Annotated in this window: 15 protein-coding genes and 2 rRNA genes; 6 read left to right on the top strand and 11 right to left on the bottom strand. The window is 48.1% G+C overall.

All coding sequences use genetic code 11. From position 1 onward, the window contains the following. Positions 1-201 precede the first annotated feature (201 nt). Positions 202-735, top strand: a complete 534-nt coding sequence (locus R3P39_RS14230) for an RNA polymerase sigma factor (protein WP_336568251.1) — start codon at positions 202-204, stop codon at positions 733-735. Here the strand turns inward: R3P39_RS14230 and R3P39_RS14225 are convergent. Next, positions 732-1,184 (bottom strand): tellurite resistance TerB family protein, encoded by a 453-nt coding sequence (locus tag R3P39_RS14225; RefSeq protein ID WP_336568250.1) that lies wholly within the window; start codon positions 1,182-1,184, stop codon positions 732-734. The genes R3P39_RS14230 and R3P39_RS14225 overlap by 4 nt on opposite strands. A 54-nt stretch (positions 1,185-1,238) precedes the next feature. On the opposite strand from R3P39_RS14225, the gene R3P39_RS14220 reads away from it, so the two are divergent. After that, complete coding sequence (locus R3P39_RS14220) at positions 1,239-1,613, top strand: hypothetical protein (protein WP_336568249.1); 375 nt, start codon at positions 1,239-1,241, stop codon at positions 1,611-1,613. Between the two features lie 12 nt (positions 1,614-1,625). Here the strand turns inward: R3P39_RS14220 and R3P39_RS14215 are convergent, their stop codons facing one another. The 6 genes from R3P39_RS14215 to fabR form a co-directional block, all read right to left on the bottom strand. After that, a complete protein-coding gene (locus tag R3P39_RS14215; RefSeq protein ID WP_336568248.1) occupies positions 1,626-2,216 on the bottom strand; it encodes a hypothetical protein in 591 nt (196 codons plus the stop codon). Positions 2,217-2,292: 76 nt separating this feature from the next. Further along, complete coding sequence (gene leuD / locus R3P39_RS14210) at positions 2,293-2,892, bottom strand: 3-isopropylmalate dehydratase small subunit (RefSeq protein WP_336568247.1); 600 nt, start codon at positions 2,890-2,892, stop codon at positions 2,293-2,295. Further along, positions 2,889-4,292: a 3-isopropylmalate dehydratase large subunit gene (gene leuC, locus R3P39_RS14205; protein WP_336568246.1), complete on the bottom strand. Its 1,404-nt coding sequence runs from the start codon at positions 4,290-4,292 to the stop codon at positions 2,889-2,891. Before leuC ends, leuD begins: the two co-directional genes overlap by 4 nt. 21 nt (positions 4,293-4,313) lie before the next feature. Beyond that, a complete protein-coding gene (gene leuB, locus R3P39_RS14200; RefSeq protein ID WP_336568245.1) occupies positions 4,314-5,390 on the bottom strand; it encodes a 3-isopropylmalate dehydrogenase in 1,077 nt (358 codons plus the stop codon). Next, positions 5,387-6,940 carry a 2-isopropylmalate synthase gene (gene leuA / locus R3P39_RS14195; RefSeq protein WP_336568244.1) on the bottom strand — a complete coding sequence of 518 codons (1,554 nt, stop codon included), beginning with the start codon at positions 6,938-6,940 and terminating at the stop codon, positions 5,387-5,389. Before leuA ends, leuB begins: the two co-directional genes overlap by 4 nt. 376 nt (positions 6,941-7,316) lie before the next feature. Further along, positions 7,317-7,940, bottom strand: coding sequence for an HTH-type transcriptional repressor FabR (gene fabR, locus R3P39_RS14190; protein WP_336568243.1), 624 nt, complete (start codon positions 7,938-7,940; stop codon positions 7,317-7,319). Between the two features lie 127 nt (positions 7,941-8,067). On the opposite strand from fabR, the gene R3P39_RS14185 reads away from it, so the two are divergent. Both R3P39_RS14185 and sthA read left to right on the top strand, forming a co-directional pair. Continuing rightward, complete coding sequence (locus R3P39_RS14185; protein ID WP_336568242.1) at positions 8,068-9,201, top strand: acyl-CoA desaturase; 1,134 nt, start codon at positions 8,068-8,070, stop codon at positions 9,199-9,201. Between the two features lie 36 nt (positions 9,202-9,237). Continuing rightward, entirely contained in the window at positions 9,238-10,674 is a 1,437-nt protein-coding gene (gene sthA, locus R3P39_RS14180; RefSeq protein WP_336568240.1) for a Si-specific NAD(P)(+) transhydrogenase, read from the top strand. A 35-nt stretch (positions 10,675-10,709) separates the two neighbouring features. On the opposite strand, the gene R3P39_RS14175 is transcribed toward sthA, so the two are convergent. Together R3P39_RS14175 and R3P39_RS14170 are read right to left on the bottom strand one after the other, a co-directional pair. Beyond that, positions 10,710-11,948 carry a hypothetical protein gene (locus tag R3P39_RS14175; RefSeq protein WP_336568239.1) on the bottom strand — a complete coding sequence of 413 codons (1,239 nt, stop codon included), beginning with the start codon at positions 11,946-11,948 and terminating at the stop codon, positions 10,710-10,712. Beyond that, a complete protein-coding gene (locus R3P39_RS14170) occupies positions 11,929-12,576 on the bottom strand; it encodes a methylamine utilization protein (RefSeq protein WP_336568237.1) in 648 nt (215 codons plus the stop codon). The genes R3P39_RS14175 and R3P39_RS14170 overlap by 20 nt, the downstream gene beginning before the upstream one ends. Positions 12,577-12,758: 182 nt before the next feature. Between R3P39_RS14170 and R3P39_RS14165 the strand changes: the two genes are divergently transcribed. Together R3P39_RS14165 and R3P39_RS14160 are read left to right on the top strand one after the other, a co-directional pair. After that, entirely contained in the window at positions 12,759-14,798 is a 2,040-nt protein-coding gene (locus R3P39_RS14165) for a glycoside hydrolase family 97 protein (RefSeq protein ID WP_336568235.1), read from the top strand. A 170-nt stretch (positions 14,799-14,968) separates the two neighbouring features. Next, positions 14,969-15,619 carry an XRE family transcriptional regulator gene (locus R3P39_RS14160; protein WP_336568233.1) on the top strand — a complete coding sequence of 217 codons (651 nt, stop codon included), beginning with the start codon at positions 14,969-14,971 and terminating at the stop codon, positions 15,617-15,619. Positions 15,620-16,199: 580 nt separating this feature from the next. Here the strand turns inward: R3P39_RS14160 and rrf are convergent. Both rrf and R3P39_RS14150 read right to left on the bottom strand, forming a co-directional pair. After that, positions 16,200-16,313, bottom strand: a 5S ribosomal RNA gene (rrf, locus tag R3P39_RS14155). 215 nt (positions 16,314-16,528) lie between these two features. Beyond that, positions 16,529-19,536 (bottom strand): 23S ribosomal RNA (locus R3P39_RS14150). Between the last annotated feature and the right edge of the window lie 23 nt (positions 19,537-19,559).

The following is a 19,559-nucleotide window of genomic DNA, read 5'->3' as shown; positions in this document are numbered from 1 at the left end:
TTATGACGTCCTACTGGGAAAATAATTTAAGAAAAATAAAAATAATTTTTATTTCTTTTAAATCCAAAAACCTACCCCTCTACCAGGAGCAAAAGTTACAATTTAGTAAACAAAAAATCCCTTTCCATGTTGACAGCTGGACCTGCAAAGCCATAGGATCTAATTGATAATCGTTTTCATTATTAATAAAAGAGGAATAAAATGGGTGCCGCGCTTAGTTCTAACCTCGTTGTGACGGCTCATAGCTGGGCTCAAATCATTGAGTCACAAAGGGAGAAGTTAGTAGCCTATTTAACAGGTATGCTCCATTGTCATGCGCTCGCCGAAGACGTATTACAAGAAACCTTTATTCGCCTTGCCAGCATGGAGCTTTCGCAATATCAAAGCGTGCAAAACCAAACCGCCTACTGCTATCAGACGGCAAGGAATATCGCGATTGATACACTGCGTAAACGTGCTAGGGAGAAGAGTATTGATATCGATGAAGCCGAGCCTCAGTACTGTAATGAACAGCGGCTCAACATAGAAGATAAGATTATTGAGAACAACTTAGAAACCCAGATGCTGCAAGCCGTACAGCAGCTTTCAAGCCGTCACTTAACGGTGTTAAGTTTATACACTCGTGGTAATTACAAGCAAAAGGAGATAGCTAAGATCTGCGCAATATCACCGACGCTAGTGAATTTTATCTTGCAAGAAGTGGTGCTAACGTGCCAAGCAGTGTTGCCACATTAGCCATTCTTAGCGTTTTCAGCCGCGAGTTTGGCACTAATAAAATCGGCATGAGCGACGTAAAATAACCCGGCGATCTTGCGTATTATATGTTCTTCGTGACTATCCAACTGACCGTCGGCAAAAGCCACATGCCACAATAACTCGATGATTTCGATGCGCTCTATATCGCTGGTGTAGTTATTGATTTGCTTGGCAAAAGAAAACATATCAACGGCTTCTTCTACAAGCTGCTGTGCTCGCTCGACCAGCGCCGTTACTTGCTCTTTCGGCAACTCACAGCGCACCTGCAATAGCTCGGCTATTTTATCGAATTCAGCGTCATGGAGTTCGCCATCGGCGCGCATCACTTCAACTAACAGTGCCGCTAACGCCGTATTGAAATCAAGCGAGTCTGCAGCGTGTGGCTGCTGTTGGGCAGCTTGAAATAACTTTTTAATATGACTAAGCAAGTGACCAATCTCCTGTGTGATATACTGAAAATCTAGCAGATTAAAAGGACAATTATGGCAAAGTTAACATTGAGACGGTGGCAAATAAAGCGCAGTCCTGTCGCCCTAGCTGCGCTTTTGCTCACCGCCTGCCAACAAACGCCTGTTACCAGTGGTAAAGCTGAGCGTTTATACGACTTTGATCACAAAGTGCATTATGAGCAAATTCAGTATAGCCAAGATCATTACCGACTGGCCATCAAACCGGATAGTTACGCCCACTTTAACCGCCAAAGTGTGTTTTTACTCCGCCATGCCAAACGCTTGTGCTCAGGTCGTCAGTCCCAGCTCACGCTGTTAAAGGGTGTACAAAAATATGAACGGCTACCACTGACGCCGAGACCATATCAACACGATCTCACCGTCGAGGTTCGCTGCGTCACTGACTAATACTAATCTGCATTAATCAGAGTAGCCCCAAGGTGCCGCAGGGGGAGTGACTGGCTTGGTTAAGTCAAAGTCGACTCGAAACTCTCGCCCTTCACGAATTAAGCGATAGCTAAACTGTTCTGGGTAAATAAACATCTGCCAAGTATTGCCCACCGACTGTGGAATGCCCTGCTGCACAAACAACTGCTTAGAATACTCATCTGCAGGAAACGACTGTACCGTATTCCACCCGGCATCAACCGTGTGACCACCGTACATGGTAGAGGCATCATCACTGCCATCCTGGTGGCGATGATCGTGTTTTAAACTTAAGCCACTGCCCGTTTTACTAATGATCCAAGTGCGCGAGGCATCTTTGCCAACATGAAACGGTACCTGCAGTTCAGTGGCACTGCACTTACGTACGTGCATTACTAGACGTGCTTCACTAAAACTGCTAGGTCCTTGATTATCAACGCTGACCTTGCCTTCATAGGCTTTGCCACAGTGGGCTTTAATGCTATCAAAAAAGGCATCATGAGTTGGGATCGACACCAAAGGAGCTGGACGTGCCAGCGCACTGCCGCTAAGCACTGCCAAGGCGACTACTGTGGTTTTATGCATCGTGTTTACCTTAAAAAATAAAGCCAGAGCTTACTGGGCTTCTGGCTTGATAGCAAAGATATGCGTTAATTAGGCGTTATTGCCATGGTCTTTGTGCCGCAAGCTGGGTTTCAAAGGCATCGATTTTTGCCGCCAATAACTCCGTTTCGCCAATAAAGTCTAAGCCACTTAAAAGCCTAGCTTTAATATCCTCGCGGACATCAAAGGCAATCGCCTCGAGCCCCGGTGCGACAATCTGTTGCTGCTCGAGATCTATGGTTAGGTTTACGCCACTGGGCTGCTCCGCCAAGGTGAACAAGGTATCGAGTGTCTCTGCTGGCAAGGCAATGCAGAGCATTTGGTTATTACCACAGTTATTAAAGAAAATATCGGCAAAGCTTTGTGCAATAATGACTTCAAAGCCATATTGCTGTAGCGCCCAAGGAGCATGCTCTCGCGAGGAGCCACAGCCAAAGTTATCTCGCGTTAATAAAATAGAGGCACCTTGGTATTGTGGGTAATTAAGCACGAAACTGGGATCCGGTTGACCTTCCTCAGTGTAACGCCAGTCGTAAAACAACGCCTTATCAAAGCCATCTCGACTGGTTGAGGTTAAAAACTGCTTGGGAATGATTTGGTCGGTATCGACATTGTTTTTATCTAATGGTGCCACCAAACCTTGATGAAAAACCGTCATGACGCGACTCCTTGAATATCGGTAAAGTGACCGGCAATAGCGGCTGCAGCAGCCATTGCAGGGCTAACAAGATGGGTACGACCGGCACGGCCTTGACGCCCCTCAAAATTACGATTTGATGTTGACGCACAGCGCTTTTCAGGCCCAAGACGGTCATCATTCATGGCCAAACACATGGAACAGCCCGGCTGACGCCATTCAAAGCCTGCGGCAATAAAAATCTCAGCCAGCCCTTCTTGCTCTGCTTGTTGTTTCACCAGGCCCGAACCAGGCACAATTAACGCTTCAACACCTGGCGCAACCCGTTTACCCGCCACAACCTCTGCTGCGGCTCGTAAGTCTTCAATACGGCTATTGGTGCAAGAACCAATAAATACGGTATCCACCTTGGCATCACTGAGCCTTTGTCCAGCTGTTAGTCCCATGTATTTTAAGGCGCTGCGAATGGCATCCGCTTTAATTAAGTTCGGCTCATCATCGGGGTTTGGGATCACATCATTGATACCAATCACTTGCTCTGGGCTAGTGCCCCAGGTCACTTGCGGTTGTATCTCAGCCGCGTCAATCTCTACCACCCGATCAAACTCAGCGTCTGGGTCACTATGTAAGGTCTGCCAATACGCCACGGCCGCATCAAACTCCGCTCCTTGTGGGGCAAACGGTCGCCCTTTTAGGTAAGCAAAGGTTTTTTCATCTGGTGCAATAAGTCCCGCTTTGGCTCCCATTTCAATGCTCATATTGCATAAGGTCATGCGTGCTTCCATCGACAGAGCCGAGATGGCGCTGCCACAAAATTCCGCCACAAAGCCGGTACCACCAGCGGTGCCTAACTTGGCAATCACAGCCAAAATAAGGTCTTTTGCCGTCACCGTCGGACGCAGCTCGCCATTGACCTGAATTTTCAGCGATTTGGCTTTTTTCTGCTGTAAAGTCTGGGTTGCCAGCACGTGCTCTACTTCCGACGTGCCAATGCCATGTGCTAATGCTCCAAAGGCACCGTGGGTGGAAGTATGGCTATCACCACAGACGATGGTTGTGCCTGGCAGGGTGATCCCTTGCTCAGGACCCATGACATGAACAATCCCCTGATTAATCGAGTTTAGGTCATAAAGTACAATGCCAAATTCGGCGCAGTTTTTCGCTAAGGCTTGCAGTTGGTTTTTGCTCACTTCACTAGCCGCATCTATAGAGCGGCTTTTAGTCGAGACATTATGATCCATGGTAGCAAAGGTTTTTTCAGGACAACGTACTGTCCGATTTTTCTCTTTTAACCCTGCAAAAGCCTGAGGTGAGGTCACTTCGTGAACCAGATGACGGTCAATGTATAACAGATCCGTTTGTTCATTGAGTTTAGTCACCACATGGGACTGCCAAATTTTGTCGTATAATGTTTGTGCCACTTGCTATCGCCCCTTGTTAAATTAGATTCGATCCACGATGGCTTGCGCGACATCCATCGTCGTAAAGCCACCCTGCGGATAAATGTCTGGCGTTCCAACCCCTTCTTTCACCGCTTCGGCGACTGCTTTTTCGATGCTTCTTGCCGCTTCATCTTGCCCCAATGAGTAGCGCAGCATCAGTGCCGCACTGAGGATCTGGGCAATGGGGTTAGCCACGCCTTTCCCGGCGATGTCTGGCGCCGAGCCACCAGCTGGTTCATAGAGCCCAAAGCCAGACTGGTTTAAACTTGCCGACGGTAGCAAGCCCATGGAGCCGGTGATCATGGCGCACTCATCCGATAAAATGTCGCCAAACAAGTTATCGCATAACAACACATCGAATTGACTGGGTTGCTTCACCAGCTGCATCGCCGCATTATCAATATAAATATGGTCATGACTGACATCTGGGTAGCCTTTGGCGACTTCGTTCACCACCTCACGCCACAACACACTGGTAGCCAGTACGTTAGCTTTATCTACCGAGGTAACGTGGTTGCTGCGCAGTCTGGCAGCATCAAAAGCAAATTTAGCGATGCGCTCAATTTCGCCACGAGAATAGGTCTGGGTGTCAAATGCGGATTCACTTGGCCCTTCACCGTGGCGACCCTTTTCACCAAAATAAATGCCCCCAGTGAGCTCCCGTACACACAAGATATCAAAACCCTGCTGCGAGATATCACTGCGCAGCGGTGACGCAGCACTTAGGGCTGGTAACAATTGCGCCGGACGTAAATTACAAAACAGCTTAAAGTGTTTTCGAAGTGGCAGTAATGAGGCTCGCTCTGGCTGTTCATTGGGTGGTAAATGTTCCCACTGCGGACCACCAACCGAGCCAAATAAGATAGCATCGGCGGCCTCACACGCACTGAGTGTGGCTGCAGGTAACGCCTCACCGTACTGTTCAATGGCGGCTCCGCCAATCGCCTGTGGCGACTTTTCTAAGTTAAAATTAAACTGTTGTGATACTTTATCTAATACTAACTCTGCGGCTTGCATGACCTCAGGGCCAATGCCGTCACCGGCAAGTACAGCAATCTTGTAGCTTGCTTGACTCATCCTGCTTTCCTTTGTTGTTTAAGACTTGAAACTTTTTGCGCACGGTCGATCAGGTTATACACTCGGATCATGGCTCTCACCGACGCTTCGACAATATCAGCAGCTAAACCCACGCCGTGGTATTGCTTACCTTCAAACTGGGCAATGATATCGACTTGTCCCAATGAGCTGGCCCCTTGGCCCGTGGCGTCTAAGTTATATTCAAGCACCTCCACTGCCATTCCAGTGATCCGTGCAATGGCTAAAAAAGCGGCCTCAACGGGGCCATTGCCGGTGGCGGCCTCTTGTTTTAACTCGCCGTTCTGGGCAATGCCTACGGTGGCGCTGGCAATCGATTGCGAATTCGATGAAGCATTAACGAACTGCAGTTGATAGCGCTCATCCTGTTGTTGGATCTGATTGAAATAAATCATCGCTTCCAGGTCATAGTCGTACACTGTGCCTTTTTGGTCAGCCAAAGCTAAGAAGCTTTCATAGAGGCTGTCCATATCATAATCGGACGCTTGATACCCGAGTTCAGTTAAGCGGTGCTCAATGACATGACGGCCAGAGCGCGAGGTCATATTAAGCTGATTGTTGGGCACACCAACGGTTTCTGGTGCCATGATTTCATAGGTGTTTTGGGCTTTTAACACGCCATCTTGGTGGATACCCGAGCTATGGGCAAAGGCATTTCCCCCCACAATCGCCTTGTTTGGCTGCACTGGCATATTACAAATCTTCGAGACTTGGCGAGAGGCACGATAAATTTCTTCGCTGCGGATATCCGTATGGACTCGTAAATGGTCCTGACGCATTTTGATGATCATCGCCACTTCTTCTAATGAGCAGTTACCTGCACGTTCACCGATGCCATTGAGGGTGCATTCAATTTGTCGTGCCCCAGCTTGCACCGCCGCAATCGAGTTGGCCACAGCAAGGCCTAAGTCATTATGGCAATGCACACTCAGACGCGCTTTATCAATGTTGCTGACATTTTCACGGATGTAACGCACCATGGCGGCATATTCATCGGGTGTCACATAACCTACGGTATCGGGTAAGTTGATGGTCGTTGCGCCTGCCTCTATTGCCGCGGTAACGACTTCGGCGAGATCGCTCAGCGGCGTGCGCCCCGCGTCTTCACAAGAAAATTCGACATCATCGGTGTAAGTTTTCGCCAAGGTGATGGCGTTGACCGCCATGGCTGTGGCTTCTGCTAAGCTCATTTTCAATTTGTGCTCAAGGTGCAGCGGGCTGGTTGCGATAAAAGTATGGATACGGCGCCGCTCGGCTCTTTTTAGTGCCTCGCCACAGGCTTCAATGTCTTTGCTCACAGCACGTGCCAAACCACAGATAATCGGCCCTTTAACCTCATTAGCAATACGTTGCACGGCTCTAAAATCTGCAGGGCTGGAAACCGGAAAGCCCACTTCCATAATGTCGACATTGAGGCGACTAATGGTATGTGCCAGCTGTATCTTATCTTCTTCGGTGAGGCTGGCTTTTAACGCCTGTTCGCCATCCCGTAATGTGGTATCAAAAATCCAAACCTTATCTTCTGCACCCATAGCTACCCGTTCCTCAGCCAAAAAAAACCCCGCAAGTGCGGGGTGTATTTAGTAATGTCGCTCACTGCGCGCAATTACACTCCACCCCTATGGTTTACCAGTAGGAGGTTCAGTAGGAGTGAAATAATTGCTGTCATGATCATGAGCTAACGCTTCCTGTTGATGAATTGGTTATGTTTTAACATGCTTTAAAAGACAAAAACAAGCATAATTTATCCCAAAAACCGACTAAAAATGGGATTTTAAAGGAGAGATTAACCAAGTAGCTTCTATTTACAGGCAAAAAATTACTTTCATTTAATAAAATGCAGATAAGATATGGTGTTCACCAATCAAATGTAGATTGTAATTACAGCAAAAAAAATAGCCGCTTGCGCTATTTTTTCGGCGGTTCTGGGTGCTTAGCATAACCTGCAGCACCTTTGGCAATGTAACGTAATTGCCACTTAAGTCGCTCAGTGAGCTCAGCGCGTTGTAATGAGTCTTGGTCCAGTGCTTCGGCGCCAGAGCTAAACACTAAGGTCACCATGGCTTCGGCTTGCATATGAGCGTGGTTGGCCTCAACACCGGTTTCGGTTTCTAGGTAATGAGCTAGCTCCAAAATAAAGTGCTTTATTTCTCTAGCAACGGCTGCGCGAAACGCTGGCGATGTCCCTGAACGCTCACGTAATAACAATCGAAATTGGTTACTTGACTGCTCAATAAACTCCATAAAGGTGTGCACCGAAGTATTGATGACACTGCCTCCTTTGGCGATTCTGCGACGCGCTTGGCGCATTAGCTGCCTGAGCGTTAGGCCCGCTTCATCTACCATGGTTAGCCCCAGTTCATTCATGTCTTTAAAGTGACGATAAAATGAGGTTGGTGCTATTCCTGCCTCTCGCGCTACCTCACGTAAGCTTAAATTAGAAAAACTATGTTCAGCACTTAACTGGTTAAAAGCAGCTTCTATAAGCGCTTGACGAGTCTTTTGTTTTTGCTGGGCACGCACGCCTGCCATGGACATTTCCCCACTTCGGTTCGCAAAATAAGAACAATAAACTGCAGTCTAAACCTTGACGCGGAAAGTTTGAAATACTATTTTAGCGTACAGTTGTACGCTGAATTTATTTATTAGAGATCCATCGATGAAAAAACCGCCAATTATTTGGACCAATGTGTTGTTCTTTAGCTTATCTTTTTTAGCCGCTATCACCTTGGTTCCTTGGTATGGCTTTGAGTATGGCTATACCACCAGTCACTGGGTGGCGTTTGTTGCCTGTATGTTCTACGCCGGACTTTCAATCACCGCGGGCTATCACCGCCTGTGGGCCCATAAAGCTTATGATGCCCACCCTGTCATCCAATTTATTTTTGCCATCGGTGGTGCGTTTGCCCTGCAAAATAGCGCGCTACATTGGAGCAGCGATCACCGTGTGCATCACGGCCAAGTGGATGATCCGGTGAAAGACCCTTACGCCGCCACCAACGGCTTTTGGTACAGCCATATTGGCTGGATGCTAAGAGACTATCAGGGGGCATCTTACAGTGACTATAGCAATGCCCGCGATCTGCAGCGTAATGCCATTGTTATGTGGCAGCATAAACATTATATGAAGTTGGTGTGGCTCACCAATATTGGTATTCCACTAGTGCTAGGCCTAATTTTTGGTAATGTGCTGGGCATGTTACTGCTTGCCGGTGTATTGCGTTTGGTATTAAGCCAACACTTTACTTTCTTTATTAACTCATTGGCGCATATTTGGGGTAGTCGCCCTTATACCGAGAAAAACACCGCCAGAGACAATGGCTTTTTAGCTCTGTTCACCTATGGCGAGGGGTATCACAACTTTCACCATATTTTTGCCAGCGACTATCGCAATGGCATTCGCTGGTACCATTACGACCCAACCAAGTGGCTGATCAGAACGTTTGCTGCGCTTGGCTTAGCCACTAAGTTAAAACGCACACCGGTGGAAAGAATTGAAAAAGCCAAGGCCGAAACCTTACTGAATAAGACTAAAGTCAGTCTCGCAAAATTGCCTTTGGCCCAAGATAAGCTTACATTGTTACAACAAGAGTATGATTTGCTTCTTAAAAAGCTCCAAAATTACTGTGCAGTACAAAAGCAGGTATTAGAGTCGAAGAAAGAAGCCGTGATTGCACAGTGCGAACATTCCGCATTAATGCAACAATATAAAGAGTTAGAACAAGCTTGGGAAAGTCAAAAGCAAGCTTGGATAGCACTGAATTCGAGGCTGTTGAAGACAGCAACTGCATAATCTGCAACGGCCTCAGCAAATCAAAGGGGTGAGGCCGTGAGCAAAAAAGCCGCAGAAAAGACCAAAACAACTGCACAATCTTATCAATACGATGCCATAATCATTGGCACAGGCCCTGGCGGTGAAGGTGCCGCCATGAACCTATCGAAAAGCGGCAAAAAAGTCGCTGTCATCGAAAAACAACATGCTGTTGGTGGTGGCTGTGTCCACTGGGGCACCATTCCATCAAAAGCATTGCGGCATTCGGTTAGTCGCTTGATAGAGTATAAAGCCAATCCACTTTACCGCTTTACCGAACGCCCACAGCGTCATACGTTTCAGGATATCCTCCACCACGCCAGTGATGTTATCACCAAGCAGTCAACGCTGCGTTCGAGCTTTTATGGCCGCAACCGTATCCATTTATTTCAAGGCGATGCCAGCTTTGTTGATGCCCACACCATCCAGGTTCAACATCAAGATGGTTCGCAAGAGCTATTAACAGCACAAACCATTGTGATTGCCACCGGTTCACGCCCTTACCGCCCACCAGGGGTGGATTTTGATCACCCTCGAGTTTACGACAGCGACACCATTTTGAGTCTTGAGCATAACCCCCAACGAGTGCTTATTTACGGTGCCGGGGTGATTGGCTGTGAGTACGCTTCTATTTTTAAAGGGTTAGGTGCCAAGGTCGACTTAATTAACACTCGAGACCGCTTGCTGGCCTTTATGGACGCCGAAATTTCAGATGCTCTGAGTTATCACTTTTGGAACAACGGTATTGTGATCCGTCACAATGAAGAGTTTTCTAAGGTAGAAACCCATGACAAAGGCGTGGTATTGCACTTAGAGTCGGGCAAAAAAGTCAAAGCGGACTGTATTTTATGGGCCAACGGTCGCTCTGGTAATACCGACACATTGAATTTAGAGAGCGTCGGCTTAAAAGCGGATAGCCGCGGTCAGTTGAAGATTAATGAGCATTACCAAACCGAAGTTGACAACATTTTTGCGGTGGGCGATGTCATTGGTTATCCCAGCTTAGCCAGTGCCGCCTTTGATCAAGGCCGTATTGCTGCCAATGCCATTGTCCATGGTGCCTGCGATGACCGCTTAATCACGGATATTCCAACCGGCATTTACACCATTCCAGAGATGAGTTCAGTGGGAAAAACGGAGCAAGAGCTCACCGCGGCTCGGATCCCTTATGAAGTGGGTCGTGCCCAGTTTAAGCACCTAGCACGTGCGCAAATTACGGGTACCGAGGTAGGCAGTTTGAAAATCCTATTCCATGTTGAAACCAAAGAGATTTTAGGGATCCACTGTTTTGGTGAGAGAGCCTCAGAAATTATTCATATCGGCCAAGCCATTATGGAGCAAAAAGGCAGTGGTAATAATGTTGAGTACTTTATTAACACCACTTTCAACTACCCAACGATGGCTGAGGCCTATCGTGTTGCAGCTTTAAATGGGCTTAACCGCCTACTCGATTAAGCACCGCTGACATGGGTGCAATCGCCACCCATGCCCTATAACCTAAAACGATACTCAGCGCTGAGGCGCCAGACATTGTCATATTGCTGTGGTTGGCCATTAAAGTCTTCACGATTAGCAACTTTCGTGTCGAGGTAAAGCCACTCCCCGCCCACTATCCAGTTATCATTGAAGTGATATTTTGCACTTAGGGTCAGTGCGCTGCCCTCACTGGCATTAGGATCAAACCTCCAGGCGTCTTTATCTATGACTTTAAAACGCTCAATTCGCGCGCTCAGGCGCCAAGATTGCAGTCGCTGAGTCAACATGGCATACCAGCTGTGAAAATCATTATCTACGCCACGTGAGGGCCCCATCGCGGTATTGCCTTGCATCCCTTGCATTATAAAATGGCTGTGTTTAGTCAGTTTATAGCGCCATGCCACACTGATGAACTTGGTATCCCAAGCGTATTGTCCAGTGGCATAGTTAACACGTGCCGGATCGCCGTTATTGTCATACCAATAGAGGTTAATTTCATTGCGCGGGGAAAACTGCTGATGGTAGCCAAGATAATAACCAAAGCGGCCATCAACCTCTGTGAAGGGTTCGACAAACTGTGCCTGCTTGGCAAGCTGCAGCGCAGATAATGCCGCTACCGGAGCAAAGGCAATACGCTCATTGATGACCGTTTGTCTGTCATGCAGCGTAAAACCGCGCCATGCCAGCAAAGTACCAGCAGGATCATTGCCTTTAAAGGCCCCTGCGTGTATTGCCCAGCCCTTGCCACGGCTACGTCTGGTGGCAGGCTGCTCAAAAGTCAATTCGCCGCCAAACACGCGCACCTCTTCGCCAATCCATGAGTTGATTGCCGAGTACTGATAAGTGTAGGGCGAAGACCAGCCAATATCCGGGTTTTCCATAGAGAATGCCGGGTAAAAACCACCGACTCGCACACGCCATCGGCGATTGTTATGTGGCAACGTTCGGTATTGTAAGTACAGCTCGGTTATTCCAAGCTTATCATCAGGGTCGGGCACGTATTGCGCGACGCCATGCCAAGACCACAGGCTGTCGAAATCGGCCCGCCATGCCACAGCGCCGCGACTAACGTTTGTGGGCGACTCCTCAGCGCCAAAACGAGTAACCCCCCAACCAGGCTGATACCAGGCCGCTTGCCCTTCATCTCGTTGCCAGCTGAGCTGTAATTGCCCTTGTGCTGACCAGTCTACGGCACTAGCACTGGCAGAAAGCAAACACCCCAGCGCCAGTGCATTAGTAGTTATCAAACTCACTAGAGAAGTCCTCCAAGGGGGCCAACAAAGATTGTTTGATGATGTACTCGACCTGACGGTTATTGTCTATCTGCGACCAGCTTATAGACTCAACCTGAGTAATGTCTGTAAAGCGTTCATGCCATACATGCATCTGAAGTTGTGTGACATCTTGCTGCGGCAGTGGAATATCCACTTTACCATTGCCATCGGTGAGGGCATACAAATTACTTGGCACCACCACAATGTACCCCAGCATCCAATCATGAATATTGCAACCTAGCTCAACGATCCCAGAGCGCTCAAACAGCACCTGCTTTGGTTCATCTTTATAGAGTTTTAATTCAAACGATTTTGCCGCTGAAAACGAGTACACATGATGCAGTATTGGGTCTAGGTTGGGAAATGCAACTTGGCTTCCTGCTGGGATCATTAGTATATGAGGTGCAAAAGCTTTGTCTTGCTGTGTCATTTCATAATTAACTTTGGCTGCTGCTGAGCTCAATTCAGGTGCCGTCAGCCACACTGCAGCATTTGCTAATGGAGTGTTGTTGCTATCGAGAATTTGAATTTCAATGGCTGTTGCCGCCACGCTGTGGGCCAGCAATAAACCTAGCACTAATGGCTTGAGCTCAGAGAAAAGAAACATAAACTGAGGGCTTCCTTATTATTGTCAGTGAGTAATAGACCGGGCAGCATAATTATTCCATTCATCGCATTTAACGCATGAATACGTATGCAGCTTATACGCCATTCAAGTGATACACCATTAAGCTTAGCTTATGTTCATAAGATCACGAATTGCTCGTGCGAAAAACAAAAGGAAGCACTATGCGCGCCATTTCCATTTCTTTGCTCGGTTTGAGCTTGTTTGCAACAGGCAGTTATGCCGAACAAGTTGCTGTAAGCTCACCGAACGGTCAAATCACCTTCACCTTGAGTGACGATAATAGTCAGCCAAGCTACACAGTGAGCTTCAAAGGCAAAGAAGTCATACACAGCTCTAAACTCGGCTTTGACTTTGCAAGGGCAGCTTCCTTGCGCGATGGCATGGCTATTTCCTCACACTCTCGTAACAGCGTAAATACCAGCTGGGAACAGCCTTGGGGTGAAGCAAGAGTCATTGTCGATAAACACAATGAGCTAGCAGTCACCTTCGCTAATGAAGAATCCAAACAGCAATACACAGTTCGCGTCCGCGCCTTTGATGATGGCATTGGTTTTCGTTATGAAGTAGATCATGACCAACCGCTTTATATTACCCGAGAACTCACAGAGTTTGCATTTGCAGATAGTGGTAACAGCACGGCTTGGTGGATCCCAGCGCGAGGGTGGAACCGCTATGAATACGTATATAACACCACCGCATTACAAGATGCCCCTCATGCTCATACTCCTTTCACGTTAAGAACCCAAGATGGCGTGCACATTAGTGTTCATGAAGCGGCACTGATTGATTACGCAGGGATGACTCTAAACCAACGTAGACCTGGCACTTTTGTGGCCGATTTAACCCCCTGGTCCGATGGCATTGCAGTAAAAACCAATGGCCAATTCACTACACCATGGCGTACCCTGCAGATCGGTGATGATGCCACTGATCTATTAAACTCTCACCTCATTTTAAATCTCAATGAACCGAATAAACTAGGCGATGTTTCTTGGGTAGAACCGGGGAAATATATGGGTATTTGGTGGGGCATGCACATCAAAAAGCATACCTGGGGGAGCGGTGAAAAACATGGTGCAACCACAGAGCGCACCAAAGAGTACTTAAGTTTCGCCGCGGAACATGGCTTTGACGGTGTTCTAGTAGAAGGCTGGAATACCGGCTGGGACGGTGATTGGTTTTACAACGGTGACGTGTTTAGTTTTACCGAAGCTTACCCAGACTTTGATATAGACGCCGTCGCTGCACACGCCAAAAAAGTGGGAGCACGCTTAATCGGTCATCATGAAACTTCAGGCAACGTCAGTAACTATCGAGAGCAAATGGTTGATGCCCTCAAGCTGTATGAACAAGCAGGCGTGACGCAAGTAAAAACCGGTTATGTTGCCGATGGCGGTAATATTAAGCGCATAGATCATCAGGGTAATGCTCGCTTTGAATGGCACGATGGCCAGTTTATGGTGAACGAATACCTAGATAACGTTAAGCTCGCGGCACAACATAAGATCAGCATTAATACTCACGAGCCCATCAAAGCAACGGGCTTACGCCGTACCTACCCGAACTGGATCACCAGAGAAGGCGCTCGAGGACAAGAGTTTAACGCTTGGGGCACTCCTCCTAATCCACCAGAGCATGTGCCTATGCTGGCCTATACCCGAATGCTTGCAGGACCAATGGACTTTACTCCGGGTATTTTTGATATGGGCTTCAATGGCCTTGGCGACCAAAGCAACCGCCCACAAACAACTCTGGCAAAACAATTGGCTTTGTATGTGGTGTTATATAGCCCAATTCAAATGGCAGCCGACTTGCCAGAAAACTATCTCGCAAAGCCTGACGCGTTCCAATTTATTAAAGACGTACCAACTGACTGGGAGCAAAGTATCGCACTCGATGGTGAGGTAGGCGATTATGTGGTCTTTGCCCGTAAGGAGCGCAAGCACAAACAATACAGTGGTGATGATTGGTATCTTGGAGCAGTGACCAATGAAGTAGCCAGAGAGCTTGATATCAGCCTAAACTTTTTAGATCCAGGCAAAATCTATGAAGCTCAGATCTATGCCGATGGTGAACACGCCGAATGGAAAAACAACCCATATGATATGCGCATTTATCGTCAAAAAGTAACGCAAAACGATAAGCTAAAGCTAAAATTGGCCACCAGTGGCGGAGTCGCTATTCGCTTCAAAGCACTTTAATCGAGCCAAAGCCACATCGATGCTCGTTTTATCGATGTGGCAAACTCTTACTCTGCTAGTCGGCTTATCACCCACTGGTGAAGTAATCAGCAAACAGCTTGCCGACGCTGTACAGTAGCGGCCCACCTCAGTATCCTTGCCTGCTTTAAAAGTGCTTAGAGATAATAGCGATGGCAACTGCATTTTCTCGACGTTTCGTTACCTTAGTCGAACAAGTTACGGCAGGCAACAAACGTCAGTTTGCTTTACTGACAGGCAAATCCCCCTCACATATTTATCGTATCTGCCGTGGTCTTAGTAGACCATCTATGAACTATATTGAACGTTTGTATGAGATGTTTGCAATCGATCTGAATTGGTTGCTGACTGGAGAGCAAAATCAATCAGGCGCGACAGCTAATAACCAAGAACTAACTGTAGTGCCTATGCTGGATATCGAGGCCAGTGCCGGTACGGGTAGCATCACGGGGATCGAAACCACCACAGAGCAATTTGCTTTAAACAAACGCTGGCTGAGTAATCAGCTCGGTGTGTACTCAGAGCAACTGGCATTTGTTAGTATTCGCGGAGACAGTATGGAGCCGACATTACTAGATGGCGACATAGTGTTGGTGGATTTATCGCAACAACAGCCAAGCAATGCTGCAGTCTTTATTATACAAACAGAAGATGGCTTAATGGCCAAGCGCATAGTGCCTAAACAGCACCACATGGAGGTTATCAGTGATAATCCCGCTTACCCCAACTGGCACATCACCCAAGAAAATGCCGAGCAGCATGGGATCTCAGGGCGTGTTGTTTGGTGTGGACGCGCAATCTAGCCTTCCACCTTTCCTGTAGGCGCGGGTTTACCCCGCGCGACGTATATTTTCCATAATAATGTTGTCGGAGGGAAAAGCTTTAACGACTTCGACTTGGTATATCTACCACACAAATCGGCGGATAAACCACCGCCTACAACGATGATACTAAGAGCGCAGGACAAATATCCCAGAGTTTAGATTTACCGGGTGGGAGCGGGCTTACCCCGCGATGTTTTATAGTGCGCTAAACGCAAAAAACCCCGACTCTTTCGAATCGGGGTTTGACGTACAAGGAAGTACTAATGTCGATGAGATTCATGGATGAATGCCTTTCATCGACCTCTTAATAAGGCCCTGGCTCGCTACGAAGTAGGATGTTCTCATTCTTTTCATAGAGAGACACATGGGTGAACTGCGACCGAAGCACTGCTTCGCAGCGCAGTGAACGCGAGATATGGATACCGAGCCGGAAGCCCGCCACAGGGATGTGTGCCCAAAGGTCGCCTACCAGGTAGGCGCGGGTTTATCCCGCGCATTTTATTGTGCGCTAAACGCAAAAAAACCCCGACTCTTTCGAATCGGGGTTTTCTTAATAAGGCCCTGGCGATGTTCTACTTTCACATGGGAAGCCCACACTATCATCGACGCTGTTTTGTTTCACTTCTGAGTTCGGCATGGAGTCAGGTGGTTCCAAAACGCTATAGTCACCAGGAAAACTGGGTGCAAATGTCTAATGACATCGTGCCACGCACGACCATTCCATTTGCGCAAGGTGAACTGATTTCGCGATACCGCTGAGGTTAGTCACCTTGTTTAATCATTAAAATCTGGAAAAAACTGCTTAAATTCTTTGTCTTCGTCGCGGTCTAAAACCGCTGCTACTTTAGTATCTTATCAACTTCTGTCGCTAAACCACTTTGGCGTTGTATGGTTAAGCCTCACGGGTAATTAGTACAGGTTAGCTTAATGGCTCGCACCACTTCCACATCCTGCCTATCAGCGTTGTCGTCTTCAACGGCCCTTTAGTGGAGTTAAACTCCAAGTGAGAACTCATCTCGAGGCCTGCTTCGCGCTTAGATGCTTTCAGCGCTTATCAGTTCCGAACGTAGCTACCGGGCAATGCTATTGGCATAACAACCCGAACACCAGCGGTTCGTCCACTCCGGTCCTCTCGTACTAGGAGCAGCCCCTCTCAATTCTCAAACGCCCACGGCAGATAGGGACCGAACTGTCTCACGACGTTCTAAACCCAGCTCGCGTACCACTTTAAATGGCGAACAGCCATACCCTTGGGACCGACTTCAGCCCCAGGATGTGATGAGCCGACATCGAGGTGCCAAACACCGCCGTCGATATGAACTCTTGGGCGGTATCAGCCTGTTATCCCCGGAGTACCTTTTATCCGTTGAGCGATGGCCCTTCCATTCAGAACCACCGGATCACTATGACCTACTTTCGTACCTGCTCGACGTGTCTGTCTCGCAGTTAAGCTGGCTTCTACCATTACACTAACCGTACGATGTCCGACCGTACTTAGCCAACCTTCGTGCTCCTCCGTTACTCTTTGGGAGGAGACCGCCCCAGTCAAACTACCCACCAGGCACTGTCCTCAATCCCGATCCAGGGACCTAAGTTAGAACATCAACACTACAAGGGTGGTATTTCAAGGTCGGCTCCACACCATCTAGCGACGATGCTTCAAAGCCTCCCACCTATCCTACACATGTAGGGTCAATGTTCAGTGCCAAGCTGTAGTAAAGGTTCACGGGGTCTTTCCGTCTAGCCGCGGGTACACAGCATCTTCACTGCGATTTCAATTTCACTGAGTCTCGGGTGGAGACAGCGTGGCCATGGTTACACCATTCGTGCAGGTCGGAACTTACCCGACAAGGAATTTCGCTACCTTAGGACCGTTATAGTTACGGCCGCCGTTTACCGGGGCTTCGATCAAGAGCTTCGCATACGCTAACCCCATCAATTAACCTTCCGGCACCGGGCAGGTGTCATACCCTATACGTCATCTTACGATTTTGCAGAGTACTGTGTTTTTAATAAACAGTCCCAGCCACCTGGTCACTGCGGCTGACTTCAGCTCCGAGCGCGGGCCCTTCACCTAATGTCAGCGTACCTTCTCCCGAAGTTACGGTACGATTTTGCCTAGTTCCTTCACCCGAGTTCTCTCAAGCGCCTTAGTATTCTCTACCTGACCACCTGTGTCGGTTTAGGGTACGATTCAGTATGAACTGAAGCTTAGAGGCTTTTCCTGGAAGTAGGGCATCAACAACTTCACCACCGTAGTGGCTCGTCTCGACTCTCAGCGTTCTTATTTAAAAGAATAACCCGGATTTACCTAAGTCATTCGCCTACTGCCTTTCACATGGACAACCAACGCCATGCTTGCCTAGCCTGCTCCGTCCCCCCATCGCATTCATACTGAGTACGGGAATATTAACCCGTTTCCCATCGACTACGCTCTTCAGCCTCGCCTTAGGGGTCGACTCACCCTACCCTGATTAACATGGGATAGGAACCCTTGGTCTTCCGGCGTGGGAGTTTTTCACTCCCATTATCGTTACTCATGTCAGCATTCGCACTTCTGATATGTCCAGCATGCCTCCCGGCACACCTTCAGCCACTTACAGAACGCTCCCCTACCCCGCAAACTAAGTTTGCAGCCGTAGCTTCGGTGGTATGTTTAGCCCCGTTACATCTTCCGCGCAGGCCGACTCGACTAGTGAGCTATTACGCTTTCTTTAAAGGATGGCTGCTTCTAAGCCAACCTCCTAGCTGTTTTAGCCTTCCCACATCGTTTCCCACTTAACATACACTTTGGGACCTTAGCTGACGGTCTGGGTTGTTTCCCTCTCCACGATGGACGTTAGCACCCACCGTGTGTCTCCCGGATAGTACTTTACGGTATTCGGAGTTTGCAAAGGGTTGGTAAGTCGGGATGACCCCCTAGCCTTAACAGTGCTCTACCCCCGTAAGTATTCGTCCGAGGCTCTACCTAAATAGATTTCGGGGAGAACCAGCTATCTCCCGGTTTGATTAGCCTTTCACTCCTAGCCACAGGTCATCCCCTAACTTTTCAACGTTAGTGGGTTCGGTCCTCCAGTTGATGTTACTCAACCTTCAACCTGCCCATGGCTAGATCACCGGGTTTCGGGTCTATACCCTGCAACTTACTCGCCCAGTTAAGACTCGCTTTCGCTACGGCTCCCCTAAATGGTTAACCTCGCTACAGAATATAAGTCGCTGACCCATTATACAAAAGGTACGCAGTCACCCATCACTAAGCTACCTCTGCTTGATTTTGGCGGTTGATCGTCGGCTAACAAGTTAGGTCGACGTTAACGTAATTTCAAACATTGTGCTTACTTAGGAGTTCACCAAAGTAACTTAGTGATGGGCTCCTACTGCTTGTACGTACACGGTTTCAGGTTCTATTTCACTCCCCTCACAGGGGTTCTTTTCGCCTTTCCCTCACGGTACTGGTTCACTATCGGTCAGTTGGGAGTATTTAGCCTTGGAGGATGGTCCCCCCATATTCAGTCAAAGTTTCACGTGCTCCGACCTACTCGATTTCACTGTAAATAAGTTGTCGTGTACGGGACTGTCACCCTGTTTCGTCATACTTTCCAGAATGTTCCACTAACTACATTACAGCTTAAGGGCTAATCCGATTTCGCTCGCCGCTACTTTCGGAATCTCGGTTGATTTCTTTTCCTACGGGTACTTAGATGTTTCAGTTCTCCGCGTTCGCCTCAACAACCTATGTATTCAGTTGTTGATGACCCAAAGGGCCGGGTTTCCCCATTCGGAAATCCTAGTCTCAAGCGCCTCTTACTGGCTCAACTAGGCTTATCGCAAGTTAGTACGTCCTTCATCGCCTCCAACTGCCAAGGCATCCACCGTGTACGCTTAGTCACTTAACCATACAACCCAAAATGGTTTTGCT

Origin of the sequence: Pseudoalteromonas sp. UG3-2 (assembly GCF_037120705.1) — a bacterium.
In the GTDB taxonomy this organism is placed as follows: domain Bacteria; phylum Pseudomonadota; class Gammaproteobacteria; order Enterobacterales; family Alteromonadaceae; genus Pseudoalteromonas.
Note: the sequence above shows the minus strand (reverse complement) of the source record. Positions and strands in the feature narration are given on the sequence as shown.

Bases quoted from the DNA above. Each gene is read 5' to 3' on its own strand.
- R3P39_RS14230 (WP_336568251.1), top strand. From the start codon at position 202: ATGGGTGCCGCGCTTAGTTCTAACCTCGTTGTGACGGCTCATAGCTGG.
- R3P39_RS14220 (WP_336568249.1), top strand. From the start codon at position 1,239: ATGGCAAAGTTAACATTGAGACGGTGGCAAATAAAGCGCAGTCCTGTC.
- R3P39_RS14215 (WP_336568248.1), bottom strand. From the start codon at position 2,216: ATGCATAAAACCACAGTAGTCGCCTTGGCAGTGCTTAGCGGCAGTGCG.
- leuD (WP_336568247.1), bottom strand. From the start codon at position 2,892: ATGACGGTTTTTCATCAAGGTTTGGTGGCACCATTAGATAAAAACAAT.
- leuB (WP_336568245.1), bottom strand. From the start codon at position 5,390: ATGAGTCAAGCAAGCTACAAGATTGCTGTACTTGCCGGTGACGGCATT.
- leuA (WP_336568244.1), bottom strand. From the start codon at position 6,940: ATGGGTGCAGAAGATAAGGTTTGGATTTTTGATACCACATTACGGGAT.
- fabR (WP_336568243.1), bottom strand. From the start codon at position 7,940: ATGGCAGGCGTGCGTGCCCAGCAAAAACAAAAGACTCGTCAAGCGCTT.
- R3P39_RS14185 (WP_336568242.1), top strand. From the start codon at position 8,068: ATGAAAAAACCGCCAATTATTTGGACCAATGTGTTGTTCTTTAGCTTA.
- R3P39_RS14170 (WP_336568237.1), bottom strand. From the start codon at position 12,576: ATGTTTCTTTTCTCTGAGCTCAAGCCATTAGTGCTAGGTTTATTGCTG.
- R3P39_RS14165 (WP_336568235.1), top strand. From the start codon at position 12,759: ATGCGCGCCATTTCCATTTCTTTGCTCGGTTTGAGCTTGTTTGCAACA.
- R3P39_RS14160 (WP_336568233.1), top strand. From the start codon at position 14,969: ATGGCAACTGCATTTTCTCGACGTTTCGTTACCTTAGTCGAACAAGTT.